Origin of the sequence: Pseudomonas sp. R4-39-08 (genome assembly GCF_003852275.1) — a bacterium.
Lineage (GTDB): Bacteria > Pseudomonadota > Gammaproteobacteria > Pseudomonadales > Pseudomonadaceae > Aquipseudomonas.
In genome coordinates this window covers 105,937-120,581 of record NZ_CP027733.1, presented here as the reverse complement: position 1 = coordinate 120,581, position 14,645 = coordinate 105,937, and the positions used below count along the sequence as shown (strand labels likewise).

The window sequence follows — 14,645 nt, the reverse complement described above, 5'->3', positions numbered from 1 at the left end:
TGATTTCTCGCGGAGTAACTTGTGATGCTGATAATCTTGTTGACTATCAGTCTGACTCCACAAGCACCCACACGAATTGCTTGATTCAGTTGTTAAAGAGCGGTTGGTTAAGAGCTATTCGTCTCAACCGAGGCGCGCATTCTACAGCAGCCTCATTTGCTGTCAAGCGGTTATTTTCAGAAGTTTTCGAAGATTTCTTCAACAACTTCAACCACTTGCGCTTGCGATCTCTCGTAAGCGGGAGGCGAATTCTACAGCGTTACACGCTGCTGTCAACACCTCTTTTTCAACTTCCTTTTGGCTTCGATGGACTGAAGCAACCTGCTGCCGAAAACTACTTAACTCATTGTTTACCAAGGAGTTTTCCGTTTCGACTGCGCCGGAAGTGGGGCGAATTATAGGCGCCCAGAATCTGCCGTCAACTTCTAATTTCGTTTTCTTATCAAATAGTTAGGATTGATCATAAAACGACCGACAGATACCTCTTCTATATAGAGCGCGCACTCAGATGACGCCAGCCTCTCTTAAAGCAGCCACATTCAACGGCGTCAGCCCCAGTACACTCTGCAGCACTTGAAGCGTGTGCTCACCCAGCAGCGGGGGCGCACTGCGATACTCCACAGGCGTCTTGGAAAGCCGGATCGGGCTGGCGACCTGAGGCACCATCCCCGCCAAAGCATGGGGCAGCTCCATGGCCAACCCCCGCGCCTTGACCTGCGGATCAGCGAACATTTGCGCCAGATCATTGATCGGCCCACACGGCACGCCTACCTTCTCCAGTTGCGATACCCACTCCGCCGTGGTCTTGAAGACCGTCGCCTGACGAATCAACGGGATCAGCGCCACACGATTGGCAACCCGCATCTTGTTGGTAGAGAACTGCGGATCATCCGCCCACTGTGGCTGCCCAGCCACCTCGGCGAACTTGCGAAACTGCCCGTCATTTCCCACCGTCAGAATGAAATCACCATCGGCCGTAGGAAAGTCCTGATAAGGCACGATATTCGGATGCGCGTTGCCCAGGCGTTTTGGCGAGACTCCGGTCGTCAGGTAATTCATCGCCTGATTAGCCAGGCAAGCCACCTGTACATCCAGCAGCGCCATATCAATATGCTGCCCGCCGCCGTCGTGATCCCGGTGGGCAAGGGCGGCCAGGATAGCCACGGTTGAATAAAGCCCCGTGAGAATATCGGTCAATGCCACCCCAACCTTTACCGGCCCCGCGCCATCATCCCCTTCAGGCCGACCGGTCAGGCTCATCAACCCACCCAGTCCTTGAATCATGAAGTCATAGCCGGCACGCGTGGCATAAGGTCCGGTCTGGCCGAAGCCTGTGATCGAGCAATAGATCAGCTCCGGATTTATCTCCTTGAGCGACTCATAATCCAAACCATAAGCCGCCAGGCCACCGACTTTGAAGTTCTCGATCAGAATGTCCGACTTGGCAGCCAGGTCACGCACCAGCCTCTGCCCCTCAGGCTTGGTGAAGTCGATGGTCACCGATTCTTTATTTCGGTTGGCCGACAGGTAATACGCCGCCTCACTGGTGTTCTCACCATAAGCATCCTTGAGGAAGGGCGGCCCCCAGGCGCGCGTGTCGTCACCATTGCCCGGCCTTTCGACCTTGATTACCTCGGCCCCGAGGTCCGCAAGTATCTGTCCGGACCAAGGGCCCGCCAGTACTCGCGATAAATCCAGTACTCGCAGATGCGAAAGCGCGCCCATGCCCATGCTCCTATTAATAGAACGCCTGAAGACCGGTTTGCGCGCGCCCCAGGATCAAGGCATGCACGTCATGGGTACCTTCATAGGTGTTGACCACCTCCAGGTTGACCAAATGGCGCGCCACCCCAAACTCGTCGGAGATACCGTTACCACCCAGCATGTCACGGGCCATGCGCGCAATATCCAGAGACTTGCCGCATGAGTTGCGCTTCATGATCGAAGTGATCTCGACCGCCGCCGTCCCTTCATCCTTCATCCGACCCAACCGCAGGCAGCCTTGCAGCGCCAACGTGATCTCGGTCTGCATGTCGGCGAGCTTCTTCTGGATCAACTGCGTCGCGGCCAATGGCCGGCCAAACTGGTGGCGATCAAGGGTGTACTGACGCGCGGTATGCCAGCAGAACTCGGCAGCGCCCAGCGCGCCCCAGGAGATGCCGTATCGTGCCGAATTCAGGCACGTAAAAGGTCCCTTCAAGCCACGCACATCCGGAAAGATGTTCTCTTCCGGTACAAAGACGTTATCCATGACGATTTCGCCGGTGATAGACGCCCGCAGGCCGACCTTGCCGTGAATCGCCGGCGCGCTCAGGCCTTTCCAGCCCTTCTCCAGGACAAACCCGCGTATGTCGCCAGCGTCGTCCTTGCCCCACACCACAAACACGTCGGCGATCGGGCTGTTGGTAATCCACATCTTCGCGCCGCTCAGGCTGTAGCCGCCCTCCACTTTGCGCGCACGGGTGATCATCGCGCCCGGATCAGAACCATGATTGGGCTCGGTGAGACCGAAGCAGCCGATCCATTCGCCCGAGGCCAATTTCGGCAGGTACTTTTGCTTTTGCGCCTCGGTACCGAATTCATTGATCGGCACCATCACCAGTGAGGACTGCACGCTCATCATCGAGCGATAACCGGAATCGACACGCTCGACTTCACGGGCAATCAACCCATAGCTGACATAGTTCAAGCCACTGCCACCGTATTGCTCGGGAATCATCGCTCCCAACAAGCCGGTTTCGCCCATCTCGCGGAAGATCGCGGGGTCGGTCTTTTCATGACGGAAGGCGTCAAGCACTCGAGGCGCCAACTTGTCCTGAGCAAATTGCTCGGCACTGTCACGCACCATGCGCTCTTCTTCGGTGAGCTGTTGATCCAGCAGCAGTGGATCGATCCAGTTGAAGCTTGCCTTGCCAGCCATGAATAAGTCCTCACGAAAAGAATCAAACGTCGTGCATGCAGACTAGGTCGGGACGGTGCAGAGGGCAAACGAGGTTTCTGCATGAGCTTGTGCTAATTTCTCACTTCGTGATGCTCGATAAGGCCAAAAATGCGCCTTACATGTGAGGACAATGTACATGCGCAGGAAAATCCCCAGCACTACCGCGCTCATCAGCTTTGAAGCAGCAGCCCGCCACGAGAGCTTCACCAAGGCGGCGCAGGAGCTTCCATCACCCAAGGCGCGATCTGCCGGCAGATCGCCAGCCTTGAAGAGTTTTTGAGTGTCGAACTGTTTCGGCGCTCGCGGCGCGGAGTGAAGCTGACCGAGGCAGGGCTGTCCTATAGCCGCAGAGTGGCAACGCAACTGGACGCAGTGGAGCGCGACACCCTTTCCGTCATGGGCCAGCAGGGTGCGAATGTGATCGAACTGGCGGTGGTACCGACGTTTGGCACCCAGTGGCTGATCCCGCGCCTGAAGGACTTCCAACAGCAGCATCCGGAAGTGACGGTCAACCTGACCAACCGCACGCGCCCCTTCCTGTTTGCCGACACCGAGTTCGACGCTGCGATCTACTTCGGCGATGCCGACTGGTCCGGCACGGAATCCCATCGGCTCATGGGTGAAAACCCTGTGCCCGTCTGCAGCCCACGCTTACTCGGCGACCTTGCGCACTTCACTCCTCGGGAAATCGCCGAACTGCCCCTGCTGCAGCAGACAACCCGCCCTTATGCCTGGCGCCAGTGGTTCAACGCCCAGCAACTGAGCGTTCCCCGCGACATGACAGGCCCGCGTTACGAGCTATTCTCAATGTTGTCCCAGGCGGCTATGCATGACATGGGCATCGCGTTGATCCCGCCCTTCTTGATCAAGCGGGAGTTACAGGAGAAACAGTTGGTGATCGCCGCCAACCAGACCCTGAGCAGCGATAAGGCCTATTACTTGATGATTCCAGACCGAAAGGTCGAATCTGCTTCATTGCATGCGTTCCGAGAATGGCTTATCGGCCAATCTCAGCGCTACAACCCCAACATTTAAAGGCATACAGCAATTTATTGACCTTGTAGTCAGATAAATAAAAGCCCTACAGATATACGTAGATGTCGCATTTAAACAGACTGTACCTGCCGAACACAAATTAGGCTCAAAGCCATGATTTTCATGGCCTATAGCGACCATCACAGGTCAATAACCGACTATTCACCATGACCATGTGGAAACCGTATATTTCACTACAAAAGTGCTTAACAGCCTGTATTCAATAAGGTTATTCCTTTGAATTGCGACAATCAGTCACAGGGTGACTTGTAGTTAATTTTTCGTCACCCGTCATAATCCCTTGAAGGCCGTAAAGTTCGCCTGCAAAATGCCGCGCCCCGCTGTCATTTCAGCGGGATCGTGCTGATCGGCCGCCCCAGCTGTGCCACTCACGGCGCACTGGCCTTTTTACAAAAAGATCAAAAGCAAAAAGATCATGCAGGAGATTTGACGTGCACATTGGTGTTCCTCTCGAAACCCAGACCGGTGAAACGCGGGTGGCTGCCACCCCGGAAACCATCAAGAAGCTGATCGGCCAGGGCCATAAGGTCACTGTACAAAGCGGCGCAGGCATTAAAGCCAGCATCGTCGACAGTGCTTATGAAACGGCAGGCGCAACCATTGGCAGCGCCAACGATGCGTTTGGCGCCGAACTGATCCTCAAGGTGGTTGCCCCCAGCGACAGCGAACTGGCGCTGATCAAAAGCGGCACCGTATTGGTGGGCATGCTCAATCCGTTCAGCAACGAAACCATCGCCAAGCTCGCAGAATGCGGCATCACGGCCTTCGCTCTCGAAGCCGCGCCACGCACCTCGCGGGCCCAGAGCCTGGATGTGCTGTCTTCACAAGCCAACATCGCCGGTTACAAGGCGGTATTGCTGGCTGCCCACCACTACCCGCGCTTCATGCCGATGTTGATGACCGCCGCAGGCACCGTGAAAGCGGCCCGCGTGCTGATCCTTGGCGCTGGCGTCGCCGGTTTGCAGGCCATTGCCACGGCGAAACGCCTGGGTGCAGTAATCGAAGCCTCTGATGTACGCCCGGCCGTAAAGGAACAGATCGAATCCCTCGGCGCCAAGTTCGTCGATGTGCCTTACGAAACCGATGAGGAACGTGAATGCGCGGTCGGCGTCGGTGGTTACGCACGCCCGATGCCCACCAGTTGGATGCAGCGCCAGGCCCTGGCTGTGCACGAGCGCGCCAGGCAAGCCGATATCGTCATCACCACGGCATTGATCCCCGGTCGTAAAGCACCGACCTTGCTCAGCGCCGAAACCGTCGCACAGATGAAGCCGGGCTCGGTTGTCATTGACCTCGCGGCAGCCCAGGGCGGCAACTGCCCGCTGACGGTCGCAGATCAAGTGGTGGTGGAAAACGGCGTGATCATTTGCGGCCCGACCAACCTGGCCGGCGCCGTGGCCGCCGATGCGTCGGCCTTGTATGCACGCAACCTGCTGGACTTCCTGAAGCTGGTGTTCACCAAGGAAGGGCAGTTTGAAATCAACCTCGAAGACGACATCGTCGCCGCGTGCCTGATGTGCCGCGACGGCCAAGTCATCCGCAAAAACGCCTAAGCAGGGATTCAGACGATGGAAGAGCTTATCTCCCCCGGTATCTACAACCTGATCATCTTTGTGCTGGCGATTTATGTCGGTTACCACGTGGTCTGGAACGTGACACCCGCGCTGCACACGCCGTTGATGGCCGTGACCAACGCCATTTCGGCTATCGTGATCGTCGGCGCCATGCTCGCCGCCGCCCTCACGGTGACGCCGCTGGGCAAGACAATGGGCACCCTGGCCGTGGCGCTGGCAGCGGTCAACGTATTTGGTGGCTTTCTGGTCACGCGGCGCATGCTTGAGATGTTCAAGAAAAAAGCCCCGAAAGTAAAAGAAGAGGCGCCAAAGTAATGAGCATGAACCTCGTCACGACGCTCTACCTGATTGCGTCGATCTGTTTCATCCAAGCCCTCAAAGGCCTCTCGCACCCGACCACTTCGCGGCGCGGCAACCTGTTCGGCATGCTCGGCATGGCGCTGGCGGTACTCACCACCGTCGGCCTCATCTATAAGCTCGGCGCTGAGCTGGCGACTGCCGGTATCGGTTACGTGATCGTCGGCCTGCTGATCGGCGGCACCGCCGGCTCGATCATGGCCAAGCGCGTAGAAATGACCAAGATGCCGGAGCTGGTAGCTTTCATGCACAGCATGATCGGCCTGGCCGCAGTGTTTATCGCCATCGCAGCTGTCGTCGAGCCGCAATCGCTGGGCATCGTCAAACACCTGGGCGACGCGATTCCTGCGGGCAACCGCCTGGAGCTGTTCCTCGGCGCCGCCATCGGCGCAATCACCTTCTCCGGTTCGGTGATCGCCTTCGGCAAGCTGTCGGGCAAGTACAAGTTCCGCCTGTTCCAGGGCGCACCGGTACAGTTCGGTGGCCAGCACAAGCTCAACCTGGTGCTGGGCCTGCTCACGCTGGGCCTGGGCCTGGCGTTCATGTTCACCGGCAACCTGACTGCCTTCGCAGTGATGCTGGCCCTGGCCTTTGTCCTGGGCGTGCTGATCATCATCCCGATCGGCGGCGCCGACATGCCGGTCGTCGTGTCGATGCTCAACAGCTACTCCGGCTGGGCAGCGGCGGGCATCGGCTTCTCGCTGAACAATTCGATGCTGATCATCGCCGGCTCCCTGGTGGGTTCCAGCGGCGCAATCCTCTCGTACATCATGTGCAAGGCGATGAACCGTTCCTTCTTTAATGTACTGCTCGGCGGTTTCGGCAACACGCCAGACGCCACCGCTGCGGCAGGCTCTAAAGAAGCACGGCCGGTGAAGTCCGGCTCGGCCGACGATGCCACGTTCCTGCTGACCAACGCCGACACCGTAATCATCGTGCCGGGCTACGGTCTGGCAGTGGCCCGGGCGCAGCACGCGCTCAAGGAACTGACCGAGAAGCTGACGCACCGCGGCGTGACAGTGAAGTATGCGATCCACCCGGTGGCGGGCCGTATGCCTGGGCACATGAACGTACTGCTCGCCGAAGCAGAAGTGCCGTACGACCAAGTGTTCGAGATGGAGGACATCAACTCCGAGTTCGGCCAGGCCGACGTGGTACTGGTGCTGGGCGCCAACGACGTGGTCAACCCGGCCGCCAAGAACGATCCGAACTCACCGATCGCCGGCATGCCGATCCTTGAAGCGTTCAAGGCCAAGACCATCATCGTCAACAAGCGCTCGATGGCCAGCGGCTACGCGGGCCTGGATAACGAGTTGTTCTACCTGGACAAGACCATGATGGTCTTCGGTGATGCCAAGAAGGTCATCGAAGACATGGTCAAGGCCGTCGAATAACACTGCGCCAGCGCAACACCCGAAACCCTGGCCTCACGTAGGCTGGGGTTTTTTCGTTCCCATGCTCTGCGTGGGAATGCAGCCGGGGACGTTGCACGTCCCGCTTGCACACTCATATGAAACCCGACCAAAGGCTCTAAATCGCTACTCGGCATTCGACCATGGTAGCGGGCCGAAACTTTTTGAAATCACTACACTGCCCACCTTGCTTCCGTAGCCCGAGATAACCATTCATGTACCGTGATCGTATCCGCTTGCCTTCATTGTTGAACAAGGTCATGAGCGCGGCAGACGCCGCCGCACTGATCGAAGACGGCATGACCGTCGGCATGAGCGGCTTCACCCGTGCCGGTGAAGCCAAGGCCGTTCCTCACGCCCTGGCCGAGCGCGCCAAGACTTCCCCGCTGAAAATCACCCTGATGACCGGCGCCAGCCTGGGCAACGACCTGGACAAGCAATTGACCGAAGCCGGCGTACTCTCACGCCGCATGCCCTTCCAAGTCGACAGCACGCTGCGCAAGGCGATCAATGCGGGCGAGGTGATGTTTATCGACCAGCACCTGTCGGAAACCGTCGAGCAGCTGCGTAACAATCAGCTCAAGTTGCCGGACATCGCGGTAATCGAAGCCGTTGCAATCACCGAGCTTGGGCATATCGTGCCCACCACCTCGGTAGGCAACTCGGCCAGCTTCGCGATTTTTGCCAAGCAAGTGATCGTCGAGATCAACTTGGCGCACAATCCGAACCTGGAAGGGCTGCACGATATTTACATCCCCTCCTACCGGCCAACCCGCACGCCGATTCCGCTGGTTAAAGTCGACGACCGCATTGGCAGCCCGGCGATTCCTATCCCGCCCGAAAAAATCGTCGCTATTGTGATCACCAATCAGGCGGATTCTGCGTCCACCGTGACGCCACCCGACGCCGATACCCAAGGCATCGCCAATCACCTGATCAACTTTCTGAAACAGGAAGTAGACGCCGGGCGCATGACCAACAAGCTCGGCCCGCTGCAGGCCGGTATCGGCAATATCGCTAACGCGGTGATGTGCGGCCTGATTGACTCGCCGTTCGAAGACTTGACCATGTATTCGGAAGTGCTGCAGGACTCGACGTTCGACTTGATCGACGCCGGCAAGCTGAGCTTCGCCTCCGGCAGCTCGATTACCCTGTCGGAGCGGCGCAATGCCGACGTGTTCGGCAATCTTGAGCACTACAAGGACAAATTGGTGCTGCGCCCGCAGGAAATTTCCAACCATCCTGAAGTGGTGCGTCGCCTGGGCATTATTGGTATCAACACCGCGCTGGAGTTCGATATCTACGGCAACGTCAATTCCACCCACGTTTGCGGCACGCGAATGATGAACGGCATTGGCGGCTCCGGCGACTTTGCGCGCAATGCGCACCTGGCGATCTTCGTGACCAAGTCGATTGCCAAAGGCGGCGCGATTTCCAGCGTGGTACCGATGGTGAGCCATGTGGACCACACCGAACATGACGTAGACATCCTGGTGACCGAAGTGGGCCTGGCCGACTTGCGTGGCCTGGCGCCACGGGAGCGGGCCCGAGTGATCATCGACAACTGTGTGCACCCGGCGTATCGCGATGCGCTGAACAGTTACTTCGAGGCCGCCTGCGCGCTTGGCGGGCATACCCCGCACATCCTGCGTGATGCACTGAGCTGGCACATTAACCTGGAAGAAACCGGACACATGCTCAAAGGTTGAGGGGTACACAACCGGGTTGATGCCTAGACAGTTTCATCGATCCGGTCGCTTAAGCGGTGGTTACGTCAAAAACTGTACTGCTGTACCGGTCTTTTCCTACCGAAATATCCTACACCTCTCCTCTAAAATGCCTATTTCGCACTGTTTCAGTGCGAGCAGGTACAGTTGCCCTCATTTCGTACGGTACAGCCTCTATAAACAGTTAACTGGCCCCTCACAATACAGGTGAACTGTATCTAGAGAGTCTTGCGTGCGAGGAGGATGATTGGCATCAGTTAAACCACTACCTAATCCCGCCACAAGCGGAAGGATGTCATCATGGAACGTACACTCAGTTCCGAACTGTTCTTCGAAGAAAAAGCTGTTAACACCCAGGCTTCCCTGCCTCTGCGCGTTCTCGCCAACCTGATGTTGTGGCAGCGCCGCATCTCCAGCCGCCACCAACTGGCTCGCCTGGATTCGCGTCTGCTGGCCGATGCTGGTATCAGCGAAGCTCAACGCTACGAAGAGCTGAGCAAGCCGTTCTGGCGCTGATTGGCGCTCGCTGGCCCTGACCTGACGGGTCCACTGCCAGCACTCTGATTTGTCAAAGCAAAGCCCGCCCCGGGTAACCGGAGGCGGGCTTTACTGTTTCTGATGCGATGCAATTGAAACAGCGATAATCTGCCGAACCAATACAGTTTTTATATTTTAAAATATAACCACAACAGTTAAACGACGACTTCCGAATGGACAAGCGGTGGCCTAATATCCAATCACTACGTGGCGAACCTTGTAGAACGGGCGTCAGATGCCCAAATGCCAACGTCCGTTTCATTGTGGCCACTCTGCGCCACTTTATTTGCTCATCTACAGGAGTTACCCCATGTCCCGTCTTCGCCTGCTGTGCACTGCCGCCCTGTTGGTCGCTGCTGCCAATGCCAACGCGAGCAGCTTTATCGTGACCACCGATTCGATCGTTGGCGCACTGAAAGCCACCTCCGACGCCACCTCTGATGCCACGTCCTCCCTGCGCGACAACAAAGTGGTGCGAGCCGCCCGTGACGACGCCGCCAGTTTTGTCGCCAGCGAAGGCGCCATCCGTGGTGTGAAACTGGAAAGCGCCCTGGCCCAGATCCGCCAGCAGGCGCCGCAGTTGAGCACCGCCACCGACGCTCAATTGGCCCAGGCCATCCTGGCGATCTAAAACCAGGGGAAGGGCCAGTCGCACTGGCCCTCATCCGGTCATTGCGCTAGCCTTGGCGCTCGTTTTCAGTTGTCGAGTCCCATGGCTTTTTCATACCGTCTGTTGATTGTTCCTATGATGTTCTGCGCCTGCTGGGCACCGCCGGCTTCGGCCTTTGACGTGTCCATCCAGAGCACCGTTGTCAGCGCGTACGCCACCAGCAAGGTGACCTCTGCGCCGTTCGACAACAAATTGGTACGGGTTGCCAAGGATGATGCTGCTGCTTTCATTGCCACTGACGGCCAATGGCGGGGCGCACGCTTGGAGTCCGCGCTGGATTACCTGCGCCGTACCCAGCCAAAACTTCATGCGAGCGACCTTGAACTGGCGCAGGCAATTCTCGTCCAATAATCATCTTTGTATGTCCATCTTTGTATTGGAGTCACCCCATGCGTAGCCCGTTGATCATCGCCGCCCTCGGCCTGCTGTTTTTGGCCGATGTCGCCCAGGCGCAAACCCTGAAGGCCACCAGTAACATCATCGTCCGTGCTTCGGCGCGCACTATTGATTTCACCTCGGACACCACCACCTCCATCCGCGACTCCAAAATCGTGCGCGAAGCCCACGATGATGCCGCCAGCTTCGTCGCCACCAACGGCGAGATTCGTGGCGCGCAACTCGAGGCGGCGTTCGACACCTTGCGCACCCGCGTGCCACAAGCCCGTGATGCCAGCGACCAGACGCTCGCCGAAGCTATCCTCGCTCTGTGAGGCGAATCAACGCCTGGCTCCTGGCCGGGGCCGTGCTGCTGTGTGCCGGTACAGCCCAGGCCAGCCTGCAACTGCGGCTCAAGACCGATGGCTTGAGCCCGGCGCAACAGCAGGCCAGCCAGGCGCTGCTCGATGAAGCGATGGGCGCCTTGCCGCCGCGTTTCATCGAGCAGCTGGACCGCCGTATCGACGTCGGCTGGACCGACAAGATGCCTGAAAACGCTTATGGCCAGGCCTCCCTGGTGTCCGAACTGGACCTCAACCAGAACCTGCTTGCCAGCCTGACCGACGGCAGCGCCGCCACGCAGAAAACCAACCGCCCCCACGGCACCGTGCGCAAGGAAATGCTCGCCACCGTGCTGCATGAACTGACCCATATCTACGACCGTGCGCGCCTCTGGTCCAAAGACGAGCGAGCCCTGATCCAGCGCTGCAGCCGCCAGAACAGCATCACCGGTTTGATTGGCCTGCCCGATCAATGCCGTGGCCAGAATGACCGGCGCTTCACGCTCAGTGACGACCCACGCTTGCTGGACCTCGCCGGTTGGCCGCAATACGTCGGCCGTCGCGGCGAACGCGAACAGCACAATAATCAGGTGGTGCGCAGCCCGGATATCTACGAAACCACCAGCCCGCTGGAATTCGTCGCGGTCAACATGGAGTACTTCCTCCTCGACCCAAGCTACGCCTGCCGCCGCCCCGCGCTGGCGCGCTATTACAAGGAACATTTCGGCTGGGCGCCGCCCGGGCAGGACGCCTGCGGCAATACCTACGCGTTTTTGAACGCCGGCAATGACTTCGCCAAAACCCCCCTGGGCCACATCGACCCGGAGCGCGTGTACGAAATCGACTACCTGCTCGCCGAAGCCAACCAGAATCTGGTAAGCCGCTGGGGCCACAGTATGCTGCGTCTGGTGATCTGCGCGCCGGGCCGTCCGCGCGGGCCGGATTGCCGGCTGGACCTGGATCAGCATCTGGTGTTGTCCTACCGCGCCTTCGTCGGTGACGTCCAGCTGTCGAGCTGGGATGGCCTGGTGGGCAAATACCCGTCGCGCCTGTTTGTGCTGCCGCTGGCCCAGGTCATCGACGAATACACCAAGACCGAGCTGCGCGGTTTGGCATCGGTGCCGCTGAAGCTCAACCGCCAGGAAATCAACGACACGGTCGAACATGCCGCCGAGATGCACTGGAGCTACGACGGCAACTACTTCTTTATTTCCAACAACTGCGCGGTAGAAAGCCTGAAGCTGTTGCGCAGCGGCAGCGCCAACCCCCAATTGACCGGCCTGGACAACATCACCCCCAACGGCTTGCTGGAAGTGCTCAGCGCACGTGGGTTGGCCGACACCAGCGTGCTGAACGACAAGCGCGAGGCGTTGCGCCTGGGTTATCACTTCGACTCGTTCCGCGAGCGCTACCAGGCGATGTTCGATGTACTGCGCAAGCGTCTGCCGATCAAGCAGAGCCAAGTCGAAGAGTGGCTGTCGCTGAATGCGCAAGAGCGCCGCCAATGGTTCAGCCAGGCCGATTTGCGCACCAGCGCCGCGTTGCTGTTGCTGGAACAAGCCAGCTATCGCAAACAACTGATGCTCGCCCAGGACGAAGTCAAACAACGCTACCTCAATGCCCGGGAGCTGAAAAACGGCGGCATGGAGAAAGCCAATAACACGCTGCAGCAAATTCTCGCCAACAGCGGCTTCCTCAGCCGTCCGGCCGAACTGCTCGACAGTGGCGGCTACGGCCTGCCGCAACCGTCGGAGGCCAAGCGGCTGGAATCGGAAAGTGCCGAGCGCCAGAAGCAACTGCAATCGCTGACCGGCGAACTGGATAAAGAGGTGAGGGCGCTGCTCGAGCCTGCCCGTGCTGCCGAGATTGCCGCTTGCGAAACCAATCTCAAGCAGATGGGCGAACATCTGCGGGCTTTGCACAAGGCGGCCGGTGGTCTCGAACTGCCCTGAAGATTCAGCGGTACGCAAAACCAATTGTGGGAGGGGGCTTGCTCCCGATGGCATTGGGTCAGCTGATACATGTGCTGGCTGACCCACCGCTATCGGGAGCAAGCCCCCTCCCACATTTGTATCTGAATAAGCCTCACGACCGTGTATCACCTGTTTTCTCAGCGAAAGCTGGCTGAAAGCTTACCCGTCTAGGATCACCCCCACTGTCGGCAACAGACCGACTGTTAACAACAACAATGGTGATTCCCGATGTCCGTCCGTACCCGCCTGTTTGCCCCAACTCCCCCCGTACGCCACGTGCCTTTCGTTCTGCGCTGACCCCACCCGGTTCGCCATTCCCTAGCCGCGCTACGCCTGGAGTATTCCTATGCTGACTTTCCTTGGCTTTGCCATGGTCATCACGTTCATGTTCCTGATCATGACCAAGCGCCTGTCTGCGCTGATCGCCTTGATCATCGTGCCTATCCTGTTCGCGCTGTTCGGCGGTTTCGCGCCGAAGATCGGCCCGATGATGCTCGAAGGCATCACCAAGCTCGCGCCGACCGGCGTGATGCTGATGTTCGCCATCCTCTACTTTGCCCTGATGATCGACTCCGGCCTGTTCGACCCGGCCGTGCGCAAGATCCTCAAGATGGTCAAGGGCGACCCACTGAAAGTCTCGGTCGGCACCGCCGTGCTGGCCCTGGTGGTGTCCCTCGACGGTGACGGCGCCACCACTTACATGATTTGCGTCGCCGCCATGTTGCCGCTGTACCAGCGCATCGGCATGAGCCCGCGGATCATGGCCGGCCTGATCATTCTTGCCGGTGGCGTGATGAACATGACCCCCTGGGGTGGCCCGACGGCCCGCGCCGCCAGTGCGCTGCATGTGGACCCATCGGACATCTTCGTGCCGATGATCCCGGCCATGGCCGCCGGCGTGGTGGCGATCCTGGTGATTGCCTATATGTACGGCAAGCGCGAGCGCGCCCGCCTGGGTGAACTGCACCTGCAGGGCGACGAGATCGACCACAGCGACATCAGCGTGTCGCAATTCCCCGACGCCCGCCGTCCGAAGCTGATCTGGTTCAACGGCGCGCTCACCCTTGCGCTGATGTGCACGCTCATCGCCGGCCTGTTGCCGCTGCCGGTGCTGTTCATGGTGGCGTTCAGTATCGCGATGATCGTCAACTACCCGTGCCTGCAACAACAGAAAGACCGCGTCGCGGCCCACGCCGGCAGCGTATTGGCGGTGGTCGGGTTGATCTTCGCCGCCGGTATCTTCACCGGCATCCTGTCGGGCACTGGCATGGTCGATGCCATGTCCAAGAGCCTGCTGGCGGTCATCCCTGAAGCCATGGGCCCGTACCTGGCGGTGATCACGGCGCTGGTAAGCATGCCGTTTACCTTCTTCATGTCCAACGATGCGTTCTACTATGGCGTGCTGCCGGTACTGGCCGAAGCCGCCAGCCACTACGGCATCACCGCTGTGGAAATGGCCCGTGCGTCGATCGTCGGGCAACCGGTGCATTTGCTGAGCCCACTGGTACCCTCGACCTACCTGCTGGTCGCGCTGGCGGGTATCGAGTTTGGCGATCACCAGCGCTTCACCCTCAAGTGGGCAGTACTGGTATGCCTGTGCATAATGTTCGCCGCGTTGCTGATGGGGATTTTTCCGCTGTTCAGCACTCTATAATCGTACCGACTCACCTACCGCGCGGCGC

General features: G+C 58.9%; 12 protein-coding genes and 1 pseudogene. 11 read left to right on the top strand and 2 right to left on the bottom strand.

Annotated elements, in window-relative coordinates; translation table 11 throughout:
- Positions 1-504: 504 nt before the first annotated feature.
- Positions 505-1,725: a CaiB/BaiF CoA-transferase family protein gene (locus tag C4J88_RS00570; RefSeq protein WP_124405933.1), complete on the bottom strand. Its 1,221-nt coding sequence runs from the start codon at positions 1,723-1,725 to the stop codon at positions 505-507.
- Positions 1,726-1,738: 13 nt separating this feature from the next.
- A complete protein-coding gene (locus tag C4J88_RS00565; protein WP_124405932.1) occupies positions 1,739-2,920 on the bottom strand; it encodes an acyl-CoA dehydrogenase in 1,182 nt (393 codons plus the stop codon).
- Between the two features lie 157 nt (positions 2,921-3,077).
- On the opposite strand from C4J88_RS00565, the pseudogene C4J88_RS00560 reads away from it, so the two are divergent.
- The 11 genes and pseudogenes from C4J88_RS00560 (at position 3,078) to C4J88_RS00510 (ending at position 14,617) form a co-directional block, all read left to right on the top strand.
- Positions 3,078-3,976 (top strand): annotated as a pseudogene (locus tag C4J88_RS00560) (LysR family transcriptional regulator).
- 452 nt (positions 3,977-4,428) lie between these two features.
- Complete coding sequence (locus C4J88_RS00555; RefSeq protein WP_124405931.1) at positions 4,429-5,550, top strand: Re/Si-specific NAD(P)(+) transhydrogenase subunit alpha; 1,122 nt, start codon at positions 4,429-4,431, stop codon at positions 5,548-5,550.
- A gap of 15 nt (positions 5,551-5,565) precedes the next feature.
- Positions 5,566-5,886, top strand: a complete 321-nt coding sequence (locus C4J88_RS00550; protein ID WP_003187417.1) for an NAD(P) transhydrogenase subunit alpha — start codon at positions 5,566-5,568, stop codon at positions 5,884-5,886.
- On the top strand, positions 5,886-7,322 hold the full coding sequence (locus C4J88_RS00545; protein ID WP_124369107.1) for an NAD(P)(+) transhydrogenase (Re/Si-specific) subunit beta: 1,437 nt from the start codon (positions 5,886-5,888) through the stop codon (positions 7,320-7,322). The genes C4J88_RS00550 and C4J88_RS00545 overlap by 1 nt, the downstream gene beginning before the upstream one ends.
- Positions 7,323-7,555: 233 nt before the next feature.
- A complete protein-coding gene (locus C4J88_RS00540; protein WP_124405930.1) occupies positions 7,556-9,049 on the top strand; it encodes an acetyl-CoA hydrolase/transferase family protein in 1,494 nt (497 codons plus the stop codon).
- A gap of 318 nt (positions 9,050-9,367) precedes the next feature.
- The gene (locus C4J88_RS00535) at positions 9,368-9,583 is read left to right on the top strand and encodes a DUF1127 domain-containing protein (protein ID WP_003187413.1); all 216 of its coding nucleotides are present in this window, start codon (positions 9,368-9,370) and stop codon (positions 9,581-9,583) included.
- 331 nt (positions 9,584-9,914) lie between these two features.
- Positions 9,915-10,235 carry a DUF2388 domain-containing protein gene (locus C4J88_RS00530; protein WP_124405929.1) on the top strand — a complete coding sequence of 107 codons (321 nt, stop codon included), beginning with the start codon at positions 9,915-9,917 and terminating at the stop codon, positions 10,233-10,235.
- A gap of 81 nt (positions 10,236-10,316) precedes the next feature.
- Positions 10,317-10,625 carry a DUF2388 domain-containing protein gene (locus C4J88_RS00525; RefSeq protein WP_124405928.1) on the top strand — a complete coding sequence of 103 codons (309 nt, stop codon included), beginning with the start codon at positions 10,317-10,319 and terminating at the stop codon, positions 10,623-10,625.
- Positions 10,626-10,663: 38 nt separating this feature from the next.
- A complete protein-coding gene (locus C4J88_RS00520) occupies positions 10,664-10,984 on the top strand; it encodes a DUF2388 domain-containing protein (protein WP_124405927.1) in 321 nt (106 codons plus the stop codon).
- Positions 10,981-12,942: a DUF4105 domain-containing protein gene (locus C4J88_RS00515; protein ID WP_124405926.1), complete on the top strand. Its 1,962-nt coding sequence runs from the start codon at positions 10,981-10,983 to the stop codon at positions 12,940-12,942. Before C4J88_RS00520 ends, C4J88_RS00515 begins: the two co-directional genes overlap by 4 nt.
- 367 nt (positions 12,943-13,309) lie before the next feature.
- Entirely contained in the window at positions 13,310-14,617 is a 1,308-nt protein-coding gene (locus C4J88_RS00510; protein WP_049710719.1) for a CitMHS family transporter, read from the top strand.
- The last annotated feature ends 28 nt before the right edge of the window (positions 14,618-14,645 follow it).

Coding starts and splice junctions, on each gene's coding strand:
- C4J88_RS00530 (WP_124405929.1), top strand. CDS start 9,915: ATGTCCCGTCTTCGCCTGCTGTGCACTGCCGCCCTGTTGGTCGCTGCT.
- C4J88_RS00565 (WP_124405932.1), bottom strand. CDS start 2,920: ATGGCTGGCAAGGCAAGCTTCAACTGGATCGATCCACTGCTGCTGGAT.
- C4J88_RS00550 (WP_003187417.1), top strand. CDS start 5,566: ATGGAAGAGCTTATCTCCCCCGGTATCTACAACCTGATCATCTTTGTG.
- C4J88_RS00520 (WP_124405927.1), top strand. CDS start 10,664: ATGCGTAGCCCGTTGATCATCGCCGCCCTCGGCCTGCTGTTTTTGGCC.
- C4J88_RS00570 (WP_124405933.1), bottom strand. CDS start 1,725: ATGGGCGCGCTTTCGCATCTGCGAGTACTGGATTTATCGCGAGTACTG.
- C4J88_RS00535 (WP_003187413.1), top strand. CDS start 9,368: ATGGAACGTACACTCAGTTCCGAACTGTTCTTCGAAGAAAAAGCTGTT.
- C4J88_RS00545 (WP_124369107.1), top strand. CDS start 5,886: ATGAGCATGAACCTCGTCACGACGCTCTACCTGATTGCGTCGATCTGT.
- C4J88_RS00540 (WP_124405930.1), top strand. CDS start 7,556: ATGTACCGTGATCGTATCCGCTTGCCTTCATTGTTGAACAAGGTCATG.
- C4J88_RS00510 (WP_049710719.1), top strand. CDS start 13,310: ATGCTGACTTTCCTTGGCTTTGCCATGGTCATCACGTTCATGTTCCTG.
- C4J88_RS00525 (WP_124405928.1), top strand. CDS start 10,317: ATGGCTTTTTCATACCGTCTGTTGATTGTTCCTATGATGTTCTGCGCC.